The organism is Paraburkholderia graminis C4D1M, assembly GCF_000172415.1.
Lineage (GTDB): Bacteria > Pseudomonadota > Gammaproteobacteria > Burkholderiales > Burkholderiaceae > Paraburkholderia > Paraburkholderia graminis.
Window position 1 is genome coordinate 179,742 of sequence record NZ_ABLD01000004.1, and the last position, 16,456, is coordinate 196,197.

Sequence of the window (16,456 nt, forward strand, 5' to 3'; positions counted from 1 at the left end):
GCGGCGCCGCGGCGCACGGTCGCTGAAATAGCCGTGAACGGATCGGCGGCGCACACTGTCAATACTGCATCAGGCGATCCGCCATAAAATAGAAGCATCCGGCAGCGTTTCCCGGCAACATCGGGTGAGCGTTGCAGCGTGACTCGCGGCCGCCGGCCTGAAGCGGTCTTTCAATCCGGCGGCGACTCATTCCCCCTGAACCACGGCGCATGCGCCCTGAAGGCACGAATATGACAACCGCACTCGATCAACTCAAGCAGTACACGACCGTCGTGGCCGATACCGGCGACTTCCAGCAGCTCGCGCAATACAAGCCGCAGGACGCGACCACCAATCCGTCGCTGATTCTGAAAGCCGTGCAGAAAGACGACTATCGTCCGCTGCTCGAAAAGACGGTGAAAGATCACGCGTCGAAGCCGATGGGCGCGATCATCGACCAGTTGCTGATCGCCTTCGGCACCGAGATCCTGAAGATCATCCCGGGCCGCGTGTCGACCGAAGTGGATGCGCGTCTTTCGTTCGACGTACAGGCCTCGATCGCCAAGGGCCGCGAACTGATCGCGCTGTACAAGGAGCACGGTATCGATCGCGAGCGCGTGCTGATCAAGCTGGCTTCCACGTGGGAAGGCGTGCGCGCCGCCGAAGTGCTGCAAAAGGAAGGCATCAACTGCAACATGACGCTGCTGTTCTCGCTCGCCCAGGCCGCGGCCTGTGCCGAAGCGGGCGCGAAGCTGATCTCGCCGTTCGTCGGACGCATTTACGACTGGTATAAGAAAAATGCCGGCAGCGCGTGGGACGAAGCGAAAGACGGCGGTGCGAACGACCCGGGCGTTCAGTCGGTGCGCCGCATTTACGGCTACTACAAGAAGTTCGGCTACAAGACCGAGGTGATGGGCGCGAGCTTCCGCACCACGGGGCAGATTCTGGAACTGGCCGGCTGCGATCTGCTGACCATCAGTCCGGATCTGCTGCAAAAGCTGCATGAAAGCACGGACAAGGTGGAGCGCAAGCTCTCGCCGGAAAGCTCGCAGGACGCCAATATCGAGCGAGTGCCGGTCGACGAATCGTCGTTCCGCTTCCTCGTCAACGATGAGGCGATGGCAACCGAAAAGCTGGCCGAAGGCATCCGCGCGTTTGCGGCGGACGCAGTCAAGCTGGAAAAGCTGATCGAAGCGCTGCGTTAAGGCGCTGGGCGGCAGACTCGCCGCCATCCATCGTGCGATTCAATCAGGCGGCCCCGAACCTTGCGGTTCGGGGCCGTTTGCTGTTTACGGCCGGTCGTTTTATCGGCTGATTCACTCGTTTTTTTGTGCAGCGCGGTGATCGTGCGAGTCGTCTTTTCCGCACGACACAAAGTCACAAACGCCCGAGCGCCGTTGCCTAAAATGGTCTGCACGCCCGCGGTTTCCGCAGTTTCCTTTGCCGTCTGGCAGCGCGGGCATTCACATCCTTATTTCTGGAGGCGACGATGGAAGTCCAACCGTACGTATTCTTCAACGGGCGTTGCGAAGAAGCGCTCGATTATTACCGCCAGCATCTGGGCGCCGAAGTCACGTTCATGATGCGTTTCAAGGACGCGCCGCCCGATCCGCAAAACACGCCGCGCCCCGGCGTCGAAGAAAAGATCATGCATGCGAACGTGCAGATGGGCTCGACTCAATGGATGGCGTCCGACGGCAACTGCGATCAGGACGCGAAGCCGATGAGCGGCTTCAGTCTGTCGCTGACCGCGGACGATACGGCGTCGGCGCAAAAGTACTTCAACGCGCTCGCCGACGGCGGCCAGATCGTCATGCCCTGGGGCGAAACGTTCTGGAGCAAGGGCTTCGGCATGGCCGTGGACCGCTTCGGTCTGATGTGGATGGTGACGCTGCCGCCGCATGAGTGAGCGGTGGTAGACCGCGGTGGGCGGCGGTGGGCGCTAGCGTCGGCCGCCATCGCCTAGGTCTTCTGCAGAATCCGCGAGTGCCGCTCGATGTTCCAGTTCGGCTCGGTCTCGAGGAGCGCCGCGCGTAAGCGCTCGATCTGTTCCGCGAGCCGCTGCCCGAGCCAATACGGTCCTTGCAGATCGGGCGGCAAGGCGAGCGCCGCGTTGCCGGTCGTCGGCGCGGGCGGTGAGCCGGGCGGCGACGCGTGCGCACTATCGGTCAACGCAGCGCCGCTTGCCGACGCACCACTCACCGGAATCCCGAAATGCGTCGCGCGGCCAAAGCGCAGGCCGCGCGCAATCGCCAGCAAAATCGTACGCACGGCCCGCACTTCCGCGCCGCATCGCTGCGCATACGCGGCGCGCGCGGCGGCGTCGGCCTGCATCAGCGGACCGGTCGCGAGCAGCTCCAGCGAACTGAGCACCGAGCGATGCAAGCGCTGAATCTCCTCGAGCTTCGCCTGCGGCACATCGATTTCCTTCGCCACCGAAGGCATCAGCGAGCGCAGTTGCACGAGCCGCCGGTTGATCTCGAGAAAGCGCTTGACCTGCTCTTCGTCGCCGATGGTTTCGCCTTCCAGCAAACGCGTATAGATGCGCGCGCATTCGCGCAGATTGGCCGCGATCCCGTAGCGCCAGGAATACGTCGCGTGCAGCGGCAACGCGAACGAAAAGGCGAGCGCGATCACGATGCCGATCAGCACGTTCAGCGTGCGCCACAGGCCGACGTCGATCACATTGTCGCCATGACCCGCGACGATGCACATGGTGATGGCCGTCAATAGGCCGATATATCCCGACGCGCCGATAGCGAACCACGCGCAGATCGCGGCGACGATCGACATCAGCACGTACGTCAGCGGCAACGAGCCGATGAGATTCTGCTGCACGATCAGCAGCAAGCCGATCGACGCGCCCAGCAGCGTACCTGCCGCGCGCTCCGCGGCCTTCTTGCGGATATTGCCGTGATGCTGCAATCCGCCGATCACGACCAGCAACGTCACCGACGACCAGATGCCGTGCGGAATGTCGATACCCGTGGTCGCGAGAATCGAGAACAGCATCGCCAGTCCCACGCGCAGACTGTGCAACACTTTTGCGTGCCGGTAGCGGTAATACGGCGACGTGACCGCGCGAACCATGCGGCTCACCGCCGAGCGGCGCGGAACGACGGTGCGGGAATCGGCAGAAGCCATGGCGGGAGCGGCGGCGCTTTCGAAGGTAGTTCCGCTATCCTGCCCTGGACTGCGCCGCAAATACAAACGCCCGCGGAGTTTCGTCCGCGGGCGCCTGGGTTAGGTTGCGTCGGGTCTTAGCTTTCCACGACGTCCAGATAATCTTCCGGACGCGTGCGGTCTTCGGCGCGCTGCATGCCGAACGCGCGCACCAGCAGGCTCACCACCACGGCCACGACCAGATTCACGATCAGCGACCACACCGCCGCATAGCCCGGAATCGCCATGCCGAAGAGGTGAATCGTGAAGATCGAGCCGGCGAGCTTCAGCGAAATCGCCATCCACGTACCCGTTGCGATGCCGACTGCCCAGCCGATCAGCAAGCCGCGATAGTCGAGCACGCGCGTGTACAGTCCGAGAACGATGGCCGGCAGCGTCTGGATGATCCAGATACCGCCGAGCAGCTGCAACTGGATCGCATACGTGAGCGGCAACGCCAGAATGAACGCGACCGCGCCGACCTTGACGATCAGCGAGACCAGCTTCGCGACGTTGGTCTCCTGCTCGTGCGTCATGTTGCGGTTCACGAACTCCTTGTGGATGTTGCGCGTGTACAGGTTCGCTGCCGCAATCGACATGATCGCCGCCGGCACCAGCGCGCCGATGCCGATCGCCGCGAACGCCACGCCGACGAACCACGACGGGAAGAAGTGCAGGAACAGCGCCGGCACCGCGAAGTTCGGGCCGAACGCCTTGAAGTACGGCGCGAATTCCGGCATGTCCTTCACGCCCGAAGCGAGCGCCATGAAGCCGAGCAGCGCGAGCAGGCCGAGCACCAGCGAGTAAGCCGGCAGCATCGCCATGTTGCGGCGGATCGTGTTGCCCGATTTCGACGACAGCACCGCCGTGATCGAGTGCGGATACAGGAACAGCGCGAGCGCCGAACCGACCGCGAGCGTCGCGTACGCGCTATAGCCGTTCAGACTCGACACGTCCGGCGCTTTCAGCAGCAGCTTGGCCGGCGGCACCGAGCCGAAGATGTGGCTGAAGCCGCCGAGTTGCGGCGGAATCACGATGATCGCGGCGAAGATCGTGATGTAGATCAGGACGTCCTTGACGACCGCGATCATCGCCGGCGCACGCAGGCCCGACGTGTACGTGTAGGCGGCAAGAATCGCGAAGGCGATGATCAGCGGCAGGTCGCCGACAAAGCCCTTCGTATCGAAGCCGAGCGCGCCGATCACCACTTCGATGCCGACCAGTTGCAGCGCGATGTACGGCATCGTCGCGACGATACCGGTCACCGCGATTGCGAGCGCGAGCATGCGGCTGCCGTAGCGAGCCGACACGAAGTCCGCCGACGTCACGTAGCCCTGGCGTTTCGCGATGCTCCACAACTTCGGAAACACGACGAACGCGAACGGATAGATCAGGATCGTGTACGGCAGCGCGAAAAAACCCGTTGCGCCCGCACCGAATACCAGCGCCGGCACGGCGATGAACGTATACGCGGTGTACAGGTCGCCGCCCAGCAGGAACCAGGTGACGATGGTGCCGAAGCGCCGGCCGCCCAGGCCCCACTCTTCGAGATGAGCGAGATCGCCGCGCCGCCAGTGCGCCGCGACGAAGCCGAGAATCGTGACCCCGATGAAAAACAGAACGAAGACGAAAGTTGCGATGGCGTTCATTATCGTGCGTCCCCTTGCGGACGGCCCGCCGAGCGCGTCTTGGTCTTGAAGTACACGATCGCCGTGATGACCGCGCTGATCAGCACCCAGAGGAGCTGATACCAGTAGAAGAACGGAAAATCGAACAGCACCGGTTCGACCTTGTTATACGACGGCACCCAGACCATGGCGATCCAGGGCAACAGCAACAACCAGAGCCAGTGCTTGCTGGCCTTGTTCGCGTCGGCGTCGTGAGCCATGACGTCTCCTCTTCCCTATTATTGAAATGTTGGCCCGTGTTCGACGGGTGGTGAACCCCCAAAGCGGAGAGCCGCCTCGCGGTAGCACGCCCGCGGAGGATCGCCCCGCATGGGACACGAGTGCCCCGAAAGCTTCGAAAGAGTATAGGAGCCGCGAACGTGCGGTCAAGCAGGGACGACCCCGAGGCGAAGGCGCGGGTGCTGGAGTGCGTGGGGTGGTGTTTTAGCGGAGGCGGATGGCGCTGCGGATTCCGGTGCGGAGGTGGAAACAACTGAAGCAGCCGACGCCGATGCACGGCGCCGTGGTCGAACGCTCGTGGTTTGCGCGGTTGCGCTGGTGGTTCTGGCGACCTTCCCGAATCGTCGAGCGAGTCCCGCGCCGCTTCGATGCGCGACGGATGGCGGGCCCGCAAAGTGTCGCTGGAATGCGACGGTTGGCTGGTTACGATGCCGGACCTTCGCGATCCGGCACTTCCCTGCGACTGGCCGGGATCAGATGGCGAACGACGCGCCCGTCTGTCCCGTCGACTCCTGCAGCCCCTTGATCCACTTGCGCGCCGGCAAGCCGAGCTCGGCTTCGATCAGCTTCGCGCGCGCTTGCAGCGCCGTGAACGGCACGTCGAGCGCGGGACCGGAGAACGCGATCGCGATGCGGTTGCCGTCGTGCACTTCGGGCAGCGCGACCACACGGCCGTCGAACGCTTCGTTCAGGCGTTTCATATTGCGCACGAAGCTCGGATGATCGCCGAACAGATTGACCGTGACCACGCCCGCATCCGTCAGACACGCGCGCGCCGCACGGTAAAAGCCGACGCTGTCGAGCACGGGACCGCGCGCCGTCGCATCGTAAATGTCGATCTGCAACGCGCCGATCGTGCCGTGGTTCGCGCGGTCGTTGACGAAGTCCCACGCGTCCGTCTCGTGCACGGTGAGGCGCGCGTCGTCTTGCGGCAGCTCGAACATCGTGCGCGCGGCGATTACGACGGCCGGGTTCACTTCGACCGCCTCGACCTTCGCGCGCTTCAGGAAGCGGTGCGCGAACTTGGTCAGCGCAGCGGCGCCGAGCCCGAGTTGCACGATGCGCTTCGGCGTTTGGATGAAGAGCAGCCACGCCATCATTTGCTGCGCGTATTCGAGCTCGATGTGGTCGGGCTTGCGCAGACGCATCGCGCCTTGCACCCATTCCGTGCCGAAGTGCAGATAGCGCACGCCGCCCTCTTCCGAGAACGTGACCGGCGCAAAGCGCGGCTTGCGCGGCGCTTCGATTTGCGGCGCGTCGTGGAGGTCGTCGCGCAGGTCGTTGTTATGCGACGCGCGATTCTTGTTGCGCGCCGTTGCGTGTTTGCCCGCGCCATCGGCGTTGCGATTGCGGAATGCACGCGCTTCAGCCGACGCGCGCTTGATGAGTTTCGTCATGTAAGGATGTCGCGCCACAGGCGCAATTTTTGATCGAACGAGAGCATAGCATTCGCGGGACTCGACGAAGGCAGCACGAGCGTCGTGTAACCCGCCGCGCCGATCACGGGCGCGAAGCGGCCGGCGGTCTTGCCGTTGAAGCAGACTTTGCGCAGCGTCGGCGAGTGCTCGCGCAGCGAAGCAAAGTCGTTCGGCTGCGCGTTGCGGATCGCCGCATCGAGACTGCCCTCGCGATGACATGCGGCGAGCACGTCCCACACGCCGATGCCGTGCGACAGGAGCCGCCGCAGCCGCTCTTCGTAAGCGAGTTCGGCGAGCGGCTCGTCGAGTATCGCGCCAAGCAGGCGCCAGAACTGATTGCGCGGATGCGCGTAGTACTGCGTCGCCGCAAGCGACGCCTCGCCGGGAAAGCTGCCGAGAATCAGCGTGTGCGTGTCGGCCGCGACGACGGGAGGAAAGCCGCGCAACATTCAGCGGCTCCGTTCGCCGGCCGCACGCGTCGCGGGATGCGCGCGCGAAGCCGTGTGCTCGAGCGGGCGGCCGTGTTCGCGCCAGCGCGGATGGCCTGCGTTAATCACGTCGGCCGCATCGGTGGCGTTCAAATCGGGACGGACCTCGCGCTCGCGCTTCGACAGCGCGGCGACATGCGCCCACAGCGCCGGCAAAAAACATTCGGTGACCATCAGCGGCGCGCCATGCCGCTCGAACACGGAGCGGCGCGCGACCAACGCATGCGGCGGCGTCCCGTCGACTTCGCGCGCGGCGAGCCGGTACAGCGGATGTCGCGCGGTCACGCGCCGGCTGACCAGCGCCGAACGCGCGACGCCGCTGTCGCTATACAACAGTTCGGCGAGCGGCCGCGTGCGCAAACGCCGCGTGGCCTGCCACACGCCGACGCTCGCGGCGAGAGGCGCGACGCTGTGCGCGGCGACGAACGGCACGGCATCGACCGACAACACGACCTCGCGCAACCACACCGGCGAGCGCATGCGAAGACCCAGCGCGGCGTGCTCGTCGGCCCACGGCAAGGCCACGCCTTCACGCGTGACGCGCACCGCGACCGCGCCGAGCGCGCGCAGATGCGCGGTCAACGAACCACCGCGGGTCAACCAGTCTTTCTGCGCAGCGCTAAAGCCAGGCAAGGGAGCGACGCGCCAGTGCGCGTCGGCGGCATCGAAACGGATAGACATGGATTCGGATTATAACGGCGCGCCTGTCGGACCATTCCCTAGCGCGCACGCGCATTTTCCGCCAATCAGCGATAACGGCCGCATAAGCATCAAACCGCTGAATCATGCCCTCGATTTCGGAAAGGTCCGATTCTCTGCCGACCGCGACGCACGATACAACCTCCGTGCTTTACGAACCGGCGATTCGCCCACTGTCGACGGGCTCGCCCCTGATCCGCAAACGAACGAGAGGACAAACATGAAAAAACTTCTGGCTGCCAGCGCCTGCGCAATGTCGGTACTGTTGATGGCAGGTTGCAGCGCGCCGCTGAACCGCGACACCGAGACGTCGTTGAACCGGGCCGCGGGCATCGAGGTCGCGCCCGTCGCGGACGGCGTCGCCGTCAAGCTGCCCGAGAAAGCGCTGTTCGACTTCGACAAGTCGGCAGTGCGCGCCGATGCGAGCGCGGTCGTCGACCGTTCCGCCGTGCTGCTCAAGCGCAGCAAGAAACCGATCATCGTCGAAGGTTATACGGACAATGTCGGCACGCTCGAATACAACCAGCAACTCTCGGAAGCGCGAGCGGTCGCCGTGGGTTACGCGCTTGTCGGACGCGGTGTGCCGATGGAGCGTGTCCGCACGAAGGGCAATGCGTACAACAATCCGATCGCGAGCAACGACACGCCGGAAGGACGCGCGCTTAACCGTCGCACGGAAATCGTCGTGCGCGGCGAGACGATGGAAACGTTGATGGGCAAGAAGTAAAGGCATCGTCTTCGGCCCGGCCGCCCGAAACCCGGAGCATCGCGCCGGGTCGCAAACCTCAAGCCGGATGCGCCCCACGCATCCGGCTCATTCCCCGACATACTCCCGCAGCGCTTGCGCGACATCAGCCAGCACTGCGTCCCACTGGTTCAACTCGCGCTGTCGGAAAAGGCGCATTGACGGATACCACGGACTATCGTCGCGCGCGACCATCCAGCGCCAATCCGTGAATGTGGGCACCAGCACCCAGACCGGCGTGCCGCACGCGCCCGCCAGATGTGCAACCGCCGTGTCCACCGTGATTACAAGATCCAGCGATTGAACGATCGCGAGCGTGTCCGCGAAGCCATGAATCTCAGGGCCGAACATATGTATCTCTATACCCTCTGGCCCAACCGCCGGGTCGTGTTGCACGTCGCCCTTCTGTAACGAAAACCAACGCACGCCAGGCTGATCGAGAAGCGCCCGCCATTGTCGAAGCGGAATCGACCGATAGCGATCGAGTTCATATCCAGGATTGCCTGCCCATACGATGCCCACGCGCTTTCTCAATGGCCGATGCGCCTGCCCGGTACTTAGCGCCTGCACTCGGTTACGCCAGAACTGCAGCTTCGCGGGCTCCGCTTGCAGGTACGCCGTGGCGAGCGGCAACATGCACAGTTCCAGGTCCATACGCGCGGGCATCTGCAGCATGCGGCACCAGTAGTCGTACGGACCAGGCGGCGCAGTGGTCCACGCGGCATGCACGCCGGCCGCGTGGCGCGCTACTTCGCCGAGCGGCTCGTCGACCCAGACGTCCACTTGCGCGCCTCGCCGATGCAGCCAGGCGGCCATGCGCAGAAACTGGATCTGATCGCCCAGTCCCTGTTCGCCGACCAGCAGAAACCGGCAGCCGAGCAACCGCTCGCCTTGCCACTGCGGATAAGCCGGCCGAACCAGGCTGTGGTTTTCGGGCAGTTCGTCATGCCAACGATACTGCTTCCAACCTTGCTCGAAATCGCCCGCGCGAAGCTGTGCCGCGGCGAGGTTGAACTGCATCAGCGCATTGCCGGGCATCAGGCGCGCGGCCTCCGCGCTATGCCTGTGCATCTGCTCGAACTCGCCCAGCATGTTGAGTGCAAATGATGCGTTGTGATGCAGCCAGCCGTCGTGCGGATCGACGCCGATGCCCTGCCTCGCGACGCTGAGCGCATCGGCAAAACGCTGCGCGCTGTTCAAAGCGAACGCGAGTTGACGAAGCGCCGCGGAATCGGCAGAACAACGTGCGCGCAGCGCGGGCAATAGCGCGTGGAGTTCCGGATCGCGCTGAGCTTTGGATAATGCCGCGATCAGCGCCGACGCGTCTGCAACGTTCGACGCGTCCAACGCCCAAGCACGCAGCCAAAAGTCCGCTGCCTCGGCATGCTGCTCTCGCTGCGTGCAGATTTCCGCGAGTGCGCGAACCGCATGATGCAGCGTCGGCTCGAAACTGAGCGCGCTCAGATAATGCCGGCGCGCCTCGCCGAGGCGTGCAGAAACCTTCAGGCAGTCCGCGAGATTCCGATGCAGACTGGCACTGCCGCCGCTCATGCCGAGCGCCCGATAATAGAACGCCTCGGCCGCAATCCGGTCGCCGCGCAGCGCCGCAAGCAGCCCGCGGTGCTCCCAGATGTCGGCTCGCTCCGGTGCGGCATTCAATGCGCGATCGAGTTGCTCGCAGGCTAGCTCGAGCGCGCCGTCGCGGAAAGACGCAAGACCGAGTTGATGCAATGCGTCGGCATCGTCTGACAGCTTCTGGCTCGGGGACGAACCCGCTGATGCTGGACTACTCATGACTGGCTCGCCATCAACCGTTCGCAACGGGATGCGCGACGGCGCCAGAAACGACGTTGCTTGCGTCCTCAGCCATCAGCGTTTGCAGACGCGCCGTCACGCGTTCGACCACCGGCGCCCATTGCCCAGGCTGCGGCTGCCTGAAAAGTTCCAGCGAGTCGTACCAGGCTTGCGTCTCCTCGTTGCCCCACGCCCAATGCGGCACGTGATCGAGCATGCCCAACACCGGCCGCCCGAGCGCGCCGCCGAGATGCAGCGGCGCGCTGTCGATCGTGACGAGCGCATCGAGCGCCATAAGGTGAGCTGCGACATCGTCGAAACCCGTCTGATAATCCGCCGTCATATCGAATACGCGATGCCCCTGCGCGGTCATCACAGCGACGTCGGCTGCGCGTCCTGGCGTAAGCGAATAGAACGCGACATCGGCGAGCGACAGCAGCGGCTCAAGCGCAGCGCGCGCAATCGAGCGCTTGTCATCGCGGCGATGCGTCGGGCTGCCCGCCCACACGAGGCCCACATGCAGCCGCGCTTGCGGCGCGTGCGCGCGAAGCCGCTCGCGCCAGAGCGCCGCCTTGCCCGGATCGGCGCGAAGATAGGCACCGCCGCGCACCTGCTCTGGCTGCAAATTCAAAACGAGCGGCAAGCTCATCATCGGCAGGCTGTAATCGGGCGCGCCGAGCGGGCCGTCCTCGATCGATACACAGTCCTCGTAGAAACGACCAAGCAGCGGTTGCAACGATTTGCGCACGCACAGCACGAGCCGCCTGCCCTCGGCGCGCACGCGTGCAGCGAGTTGCGGCACATAGCGGACCATGTGGATGTCATCGCCATTGCCCAGTTCGCTGTGCACCACGAGCGTCTTGCTCGCGAGCGTCTCGCCGCGCCGACGCGGACAGAGGCGCGCCATGACCGAAACGATGTTGTTCGGCTCGCGGTCGTCGCGCGCGAGGCGTGCCTCGAAACGCTTCCAGCCGCTTGTCCAGAAGCCGCGCCGCAGTTCGAGATCGGCGAGATCGACCGCGGGCGTCACCGCGTGGGGGTTCGCCGCGAGGGCTTGATGCAGCATGGCCTCGCTTTCCTCGTAGCGCGCCTGCTCGCACAGATAGAAGCCGATCGCGGCGAGTACGTCTGCGTTACCAGGCGAAGCGGCGTTAGCGGCGCGCATGGTCGCCTCGGCGGCCGCCGCGTCGTTGCATTGCCATTGCGCGTGACTGAGCTGCCAGGCCATTTCCGCATCAGCGGGATTGCGCGTCAGCATGTCGCGGGAAAGATGTTCGAGCGCGGCCCAGTCGCGCGCCTCGCGCAAAGCCAATGCAAGTTGCAAGGGCAACGCGGGGTCGACAGCGGCGTCGAGCGTATAAGCTTGCGCGAGCGCCACGCGCCGCTCGTCGCGCACACCGGGGCCGCTTAGCGCGCCAAGCGAAATAGCAAGCCACCACGGCCCGTGCGCATCCTCCGGTTCGCGCTGCCGATACGCGCGTAACATGTGCGCCGCCGCGGAATGCGCTCCGCAATCGTTGATGAGCCAGGCGGCCCATTCAAGCGTCGCGGTGGGCGGCTGCGCGGCGACTGCCAGCTCACTGTGATGCCGCGCGACTTCGCCGCGCCCGAGTGCGTCGGCGAACAACGCAACGCGGGCATGGCGCGCGCCGTTCTCGCCCGCTTGTGCTTGCGATGCGCTGTGATACGCCAGCTCGAAATTCCCCGCGCTCGCGTGCAGGTCGGCGTGCAATTGAGGTGTCACGCCCGCGGCGGCCAGCTCGGCGGCACGCGATATGGCGGGCTCGAAACCCTCTTCGCGCAGTATCGACCACAGAAGATGCACGGTCTCCAGACGCGTTGTCACATTGACCATAACGGCCGGGGCGGCCACAGCGGAATCGGACATAAAAATTTACAAGATGCCGCGCTGCGCAGGTGTATGCGCTTGAGTCACAAAACACATTCCACATTCGACGCGCGCGGCCAGGTACACAAAGCGGCCCGAAGGAACCAAGGTGGTTCTTCAAGCCTCCGGTTCGAAGCGCGATTCCCAAGATAATGCCGCGCGCGGCATCTCATAAACCAATCTCAATTTATGGTCGTTGATAAATTTTAGTTAGTTAACCATAATGAATTCCGCCCTGATCGAAGACGGCCGAGGGGCGTCCAGCAAATCAACAACTAGCAGCAGGGAGGCAGATTGAATACTACAAACGCGAAGGAAACATCTGACCGGATCGCGCATCTTGCGTCGGTCGTATTGCATCGTCCGGGCGCCACGCATATCGAGAAAGAGCTAGCCGGCTCGGCGCTCGCGCAGCACCACACGTCGAAGCAAAGCAGCGCGGCCATTGGCAGCCTCGCGGCAAAAGTGCTCGCCGATCACCACTCGAGTTTCGAGGCTAAGGAATTGGCCGGCAGTGTGCTTGCGCAAGTGCGGCATTTACACGCGCTGACACTGGAGCGTTAAAACACGCGCACGAATGAGAAGGCGAAAAAAATGCGCTGCCGAAGCAGCGCATTCCGAGTCGCGAGGACATAAAGCGTCTGCGCGACGCTATGCAATCATCGCCCAATCAGGCGGCATTCGCGCGCGCGAGCAACAACGTGTTGGTGCGCTTCACAAAGCTGGCCGGATCTTCGAGCGCGCCGCCTTCGGCGAGCAACGCCTGGTCGAACAGCAGGTGACACCAGTCGTCGAAGTTGGCGCTGTCCGCGTGCAAGCCCTTCACGAGAGCGTGTTCCGGATTCACTTCGAGAATCGGGTGGAACGACGGCGCCTGCTGACCCGCAGCCTTGAGCATGCGCTGCAGGTAGCCGCTCATTTCGCCTTCGTCGGCAACGAGGCACGACGGCGAATCGGTCAGGCGGAACGTGAGGCGCACGTCCTTGGCCTTGTCCTTCAACGCGTCCTTCATCTTCTCGACGAGCGGCTTGAGTTCTTCGCTGACCTTTTCCTGCGCCTGTTTTTCCTCGTCGTTCAGCGCGCCGAGATCGAGGTCGCCGCGCGCCACGCTTTGCAACGGCTTGCCGTCGAATTCGTTCAGGAACGACAGCATCCACTCGTCCACGCGGTCGGTCAGCAGCAGCACTTCCACGCCCTTCTTGCGGAACACTTCGAGGTGCGGGCTGTGCGTTGCCGCCTGCCAGGTGTCCGCAGTCACGTAGTAGATCTTCGACTGCTCGGGCTTCATGCGCGCCACGTAGTCGGCGAGCGACACGGTCTGCTCGGGCGTCTCCGTATGCGTGGAGGCAAAGCGCACGAGCTTGGCAATGCGCTCGCGATTCGCGAAGTCTTCGCCGATGCCTTCCTTCAGCACCTGGCCGAATTCCTTCCAGAAACCGCCGTACTTCTCGCGATCGGCTTCGTTCTCCGAGTTGGCCAACTCTTCGAGCATCGACAGCGCGCGCTTGGTCACGCCCTCGCGGATCGCCTTGACGTCACGGCTTTCCTGCAGAATTTCGCGCGATACGTTCAGCGGCAGATCGCTCGAATCGACCACGCCCTTCACGAAGCGCAGATACGAGGGCAGCAGTTGCTCGGCGTCGTCCATGATGAACACGCGCTTCACATACAGCTTGAGGCCGCCGCGATGATCGCGGTTCCACAGGTCGAACGGCGCGTGCGTCGGCACGTACAGCAATTGCGTGTACTCGCTGCGGCCTTCCACGCGGTTGTGCGTCCACGTCAGCGGGTCCTGGTGATCGTGCGACAGATGCTGATAGAACTGCTTGTACTGCTCGTCCGTGATGTCGTTCTTCGCGCGGGTCCACAGCGCGCTTGCCTGATTGACGGTCTCGTCTTCGTCCTTCGTGACCATCGCGCTCTTTTCGGCGTCCCACTCTTCCTTCTTCATCAGAATGGGCAGCGCGACGTGATCCGAATAGCGCTGAATGATCGACTTCAGCCGATGCGACGACAGCAGTTCATCCTCTTCCGCACGCAGATGCAGCGTGATGGTCGTGCCGCGCGCGGCGCGCTCGATCTGCTCGACGGCGAAGTCGCCCTCGCCCGCGCTTTCCCAGCGCACGCCTTCCGACGCCGGCAAGCCGGCGCGGCGCGTCTCGACGGTGATCTTGTCGGCAACGATAAAGCCCGAATAAAAGCCCACGCCGAACTGGCCGATCAGCGCCGCGTCTTTCTGCTGGTCGCCCGACAGCTTGCCGAAGAATTCCTTGGTGCCCGAGCGCGCGATCGTGCCGAGGTTCGCGATCGCCTCGTCGCGGCTCATGCCGATGCCGTTGTCGTCGATCGTGATGGTGCGCGCCTCTTTGTCGTACGACACGCGAATGCGCAGATTCGGATCGCTCTCGTACAACCCGCTGTTTTCAATGGCTTCGAAGCGCAGCTTGTCGGCCGCGTCGGACGCATTGGAAATCAGCTCGCGCAAAAAGATTTCCTTGTTGCTGTACAGCGAATGGATCATCAGGTGCAGAAGCTGTTCACTCGCTGAAAGCTCATGTTTCTGTGCCATGGTCGGACTTCCTCTCTGTTGCGAATCGGGTTTTTGCCAATCGGTTCTTGCGAATGCCGCCGGATTGTCCGCCTAAATAAGGACAATCCGCGCGGTTTCAAGAGGCGCGGCGCGCAACGCCGTCGAGATAGCGGCACAAAAATGTCGCCAGTTCGGGATCGCCGCAATTGGCAATGTTGAAGCGCATCCACGTGGTCGGCGATTGTTGCGGCGAAAAAAGGCTGCCGGGCGTGAGCAGAAAGCCGGCTTCGTGGCCGGCCGCGGCGAGTCCGTCGGCGTCGACTCCCGTGTCCGCCCACACGAACATGCCCGCCGTCGGCGTCAGAAAGAGCTTGAGGCCGGTCTTTTCCAGCATCCGCGCGGATTTTTCGCGCACGCCGTCGAGCCGCGCCCGCAGCCGCTCGACATGGCGCCGGTAGTGTCCTTCGGTCAGAATCTTGTACAGCACGCGCTCGTTCAACTCCGGACTCGTCATGCCGACCAGCATCTTCTGGTCGCTGACGGCCTTGGCCACCTCGGGCGCGCACGCAATAAAACCGACGCGCAGATTCGGCGCGAGCGTCTTCGAAAAACTGCCCAGGTAGATCACGCGCTTTAGCTGATCGAGGCTCGCGAGCCGCGTGCCCGTATAGCCCGGCGGGCATAGATCGCCGTAAATATCGTCCTCGACGACGATGAAGTCGTAAGCCTCCGCCAGTCGCAAAATGCGAAACGCCTGCGCGGCCGTCAGCGACGTGCCGGTCGGATTCTGCAGCACCGAGTTGATCACCAGCATCTTGGGCCGCCACGTTTGCACGAGCGATTCGAGCGCGTCGAGATCGGGGCCGTCCGGCGTGTACGGCATGCCGACGAGCCGCGCGCCCTGCGACGCAAAGCGCCCGAACATCTGGAACCACGCCGGATCGCCGACGATCACCGCGTCGCCCGCCTTCACATAAATGCGGGAGATCAGGTCGATTGCCTGCGTGACGCCGGACACCATCACGATCTGATCGGGCGACGCGCCGATCTCCAGTTCCTCGAGACGCGTCTGCAATTGCTGACGCAGCGGCAGAAAACCGAGCGGCGTGCCGATGCCGAGCATCTGCGCGCCGCTTTGCCGGCCGAGCGTGCGCAGCGCGTTGGTGATCAGCTCGCCGTCGAGCCAGCGCGCCGGCAGATAGCCGAGCCCCGGACTGCGCTCCGGGCGCGCGCCGGTGTGCAGCATGTTGCGCAGCAGCCAGACGACGTCGATGGTGGCCGGCGCGCTCGCGTGCGCGGCCGGGCGAATGTCCGCGACCGCCGCGCCTGGCGTGCCCGCCAATCGCTCGCGCACGAAGAAACCCGAGCCGCGCCGCGACTCCAGGTAACCCTGCGCGACGAGCCGCTCATACGCCTCGACCACGGTGAAGCGCGACACGCCTTTGTCGAGCGCGAGCTTGCGGATCGACGGCATGCGCATGCCGGGACGGAACACGCGCTCCTCGATGCGGCGGCGCGCCCACTGCACGAGCTGCTCGACAAGCGTCAGCGACGCCGTGTCGTGCGGGGCGGGAATCTGCGTAAGCGGGACGGACATGACGGGCTCCAACTGTACCGAACGGTATCGAATCGATTGTACCGTTACTGTGCAGGTCGTCGCCGGTACATTTGAGACAGAAAGTGGTCTGGCTGGCGGGGAGCGGCTGGCGGGCGGTGCGTGAGGCTGGGTGGCGATCAGCATACCGAAAGCGCCTGGCGGACCGTGCATCAGGTCGGGGATCCGCTCACCGCAACGTCATGGCGCGAGTCAGCAACCAGCAGACAGCACCGACGAGCGGGCAAGCAA

General features: G+C 64.0%; 14 protein-coding genes. 4 read left to right on the forward strand and 10 right to left on the reverse strand.

Translation table 11 applies throughout. The features are described 5' to 3' along the window. The first annotated feature begins 230 nt into the window (after nt 1-230). Together tal and BGRAMDRAFT_RS08875 are read left to right on the forward strand one after the other, a co-directional pair. Nucleotides 231-1,184, forward strand: coding sequence for a transaldolase (gene tal, locus BGRAMDRAFT_RS08870; RefSeq protein ID WP_006048374.1), 954 nt, complete (start codon nt 231-233; stop codon nt 1,182-1,184). Nucleotides 1,185-1,468: 284 nt separating this feature from the next. Continuing rightward, on the forward strand, nt 1,469-1,888 hold the full coding sequence (locus tag BGRAMDRAFT_RS08875; RefSeq protein WP_006048375.1) for a VOC family protein: 420 nt from the start codon (nt 1,469-1,471) through the stop codon (nt 1,886-1,888). Between the two features lie 53 nt (nt 1,889-1,941). Here the strand turns inward: BGRAMDRAFT_RS08875 and BGRAMDRAFT_RS08880 are convergent, their stop codons facing one another. The 6 genes from BGRAMDRAFT_RS08880 to BGRAMDRAFT_RS08905 form a co-directional block, all read right to left on the reverse strand. Then, nucleotides 1,942-3,123 carry an FUSC family protein gene (locus BGRAMDRAFT_RS08880; RefSeq protein WP_171800286.1) on the reverse strand — a complete coding sequence of 394 codons (1,182 nt, stop codon included), beginning with the start codon at nt 3,121-3,123 and terminating at the stop codon, nt 1,942-1,944. A 116-nt stretch (nt 3,124-3,239) separates the two neighbouring features. Beyond that, complete coding sequence (gene mctP / locus BGRAMDRAFT_RS08885; protein WP_006048377.1) at nt 3,240-4,790, reverse strand: monocarboxylate uptake permease MctP; 1,551 nt, start codon at nt 4,788-4,790, stop codon at nt 3,240-3,242. Beyond that, complete coding sequence (locus BGRAMDRAFT_RS08890) at nt 4,790-5,029, reverse strand: DUF3311 domain-containing protein (protein ID WP_006048378.1); 240 nt, start codon at nt 5,027-5,029, stop codon at nt 4,790-4,792. Before BGRAMDRAFT_RS08890 ends, mctP begins: the two co-directional genes overlap by 1 nt. Nucleotides 5,030-5,521: 492 nt before the next feature. Next, a complete protein-coding gene (locus tag BGRAMDRAFT_RS08895) occupies nt 5,522-6,445 on the reverse strand; it encodes a class I SAM-dependent methyltransferase (protein WP_006048379.1) in 924 nt (307 codons plus the stop codon). After that, the gene (locus tag BGRAMDRAFT_RS08900) at nt 6,442-6,915 is read right to left on the reverse strand and encodes a DNA-deoxyinosine glycosylase (protein WP_006048380.1); all 474 of its coding nucleotides are present in this window, start codon (nt 6,913-6,915) and stop codon (nt 6,442-6,444) included. Before BGRAMDRAFT_RS08900 ends, BGRAMDRAFT_RS08895 begins: the two co-directional genes overlap by 4 nt. Beyond that, a complete protein-coding gene (locus BGRAMDRAFT_RS08905; protein ID WP_006048381.1) occupies nt 6,916-7,635 on the reverse strand; it encodes a chorismate--pyruvate lyase family protein in 720 nt (239 codons plus the stop codon). Nucleotides 7,636-7,873: 238 nt separating this feature from the next. Here BGRAMDRAFT_RS08905 and BGRAMDRAFT_RS08910 point away from each other — a divergent pair, with 238 nt between their 5' ends. Next, nucleotides 7,874-8,380, forward strand: coding sequence for an OmpA family protein (locus BGRAMDRAFT_RS08910; RefSeq protein ID WP_006048382.1), 507 nt, complete (start codon nt 7,874-7,876; stop codon nt 8,378-8,380). An 87-nt stretch (nt 8,381-8,467) separates the two neighbouring features. Here BGRAMDRAFT_RS08910 and BGRAMDRAFT_RS08915 read toward each other — a convergent pair whose 3' ends face one another. Continuing rightward, nucleotides 8,468-10,192, reverse strand: coding sequence for a hypothetical protein (locus BGRAMDRAFT_RS08915; protein ID WP_006048383.1), 1,725 nt, complete (start codon nt 10,190-10,192; stop codon nt 8,468-8,470). A 13-nt stretch (nt 10,193-10,205) separates the two neighbouring features. Continuing rightward, a complete protein-coding gene (locus tag BGRAMDRAFT_RS08920) occupies nt 10,206-12,080 on the reverse strand; it encodes a tetratricopeptide repeat protein (protein ID WP_044020662.1) in 1,875 nt (624 codons plus the stop codon). Nucleotides 12,081-12,374: 294 nt separating this feature from the next. Here BGRAMDRAFT_RS08920 and BGRAMDRAFT_RS08925 point away from each other — a divergent pair, with 294 nt between their 5' ends. Beyond that, nucleotides 12,375-12,644 carry a hypothetical protein gene (locus tag BGRAMDRAFT_RS08925; protein WP_006048385.1) on the forward strand — a complete coding sequence of 90 codons (270 nt, stop codon included), beginning with the start codon at nt 12,375-12,377 and terminating at the stop codon, nt 12,642-12,644. 106 nt (nt 12,645-12,750) lie between these two features. Here the strand turns inward: BGRAMDRAFT_RS08925 and htpG are convergent, their stop codons facing one another. Both htpG and BGRAMDRAFT_RS08935 read right to left on the reverse strand, forming a co-directional pair. Beyond that, nucleotides 12,751-14,649, reverse strand: coding sequence for a molecular chaperone HtpG (gene htpG / locus BGRAMDRAFT_RS08930; protein WP_006048386.1), 1,899 nt, complete (start codon nt 14,647-14,649; stop codon nt 12,751-12,753). 97 nt (nt 14,650-14,746) lie between these two features. Continuing rightward, a complete protein-coding gene (locus BGRAMDRAFT_RS08935) occupies nt 14,747-16,207 on the reverse strand; it encodes an aminotransferase-like domain-containing protein (RefSeq protein ID WP_006048387.1) in 1,461 nt (486 codons plus the stop codon). Nucleotides 16,208-16,456 lie beyond the last annotated feature (249 nt).

Bases quoted from the DNA above. Each gene is read 5' to 3' on its own strand.
- tal (WP_006048374.1), top strand. From the start codon at position 231: ATGACAACCGCACTCGATCAACTCAAGCAGTACACGACCGTCGTGGCC.
- BGRAMDRAFT_RS08875 (WP_006048375.1), top strand. From the start codon at position 1,469: ATGGAAGTCCAACCGTACGTATTCTTCAACGGGCGTTGCGAAGAAGCG.
- BGRAMDRAFT_RS08880 (WP_171800286.1), bottom strand. From the start codon at position 3,123: ATGGCTTCTGCCGATTCCCGCACCGTCGTTCCGCGCCGCTCGGCGGTG.
- mctP (WP_006048377.1), bottom strand. From the start codon at position 4,790: ATGAACGCCATCGCAACTTTCGTCTTCGTTCTGTTTTTCATCGGGGTC.
- BGRAMDRAFT_RS08890 (WP_006048378.1), bottom strand. From the start codon at position 5,029: ATGGCTCACGACGCCGACGCGAACAAGGCCAGCAAGCACTGGCTCTGG.
- BGRAMDRAFT_RS08895 (WP_006048379.1), bottom strand. From the start codon at position 6,445: ATGACGAAACTCATCAAGCGCGCGTCGGCTGAAGCGCGTGCATTCCGC.
- BGRAMDRAFT_RS08900 (WP_006048380.1), bottom strand. From the start codon at position 6,915: ATGTTGCGCGGCTTTCCTCCCGTCGTCGCGGCCGACACGCACACGCTG.
- BGRAMDRAFT_RS08905 (WP_006048381.1), bottom strand. From the start codon at position 7,635: ATGTCTATCCGTTTCGATGCCGCCGACGCGCACTGGCGCGTCGCTCCC.
- BGRAMDRAFT_RS08910 (WP_006048382.1), top strand. From the start codon at position 7,874: ATGAAAAAACTTCTGGCTGCCAGCGCCTGCGCAATGTCGGTACTGTTG.
- BGRAMDRAFT_RS08915 (WP_006048383.1), bottom strand. From the start codon at position 10,192: ATGAGTAGTCCAGCATCAGCGGGTTCGTCCCCGAGCCAGAAGCTGTCA.
- BGRAMDRAFT_RS08920 (WP_044020662.1), bottom strand. From the start codon at position 12,080: ATGTCCGATTCCGCTGTGGCCGCCCCGGCCGTTATGGTCAATGTGACA.
- htpG (WP_006048386.1), bottom strand. From the start codon at position 14,649: ATGGCACAGAAACATGAGCTTTCAGCGAGTGAACAGCTTCTGCACCTG.
- BGRAMDRAFT_RS08935 (WP_006048387.1), bottom strand. From the start codon at position 16,207: ATGTCCGTCCCGCTTACGCAGATTCCCGCCCCGCACGACACGGCGTCG.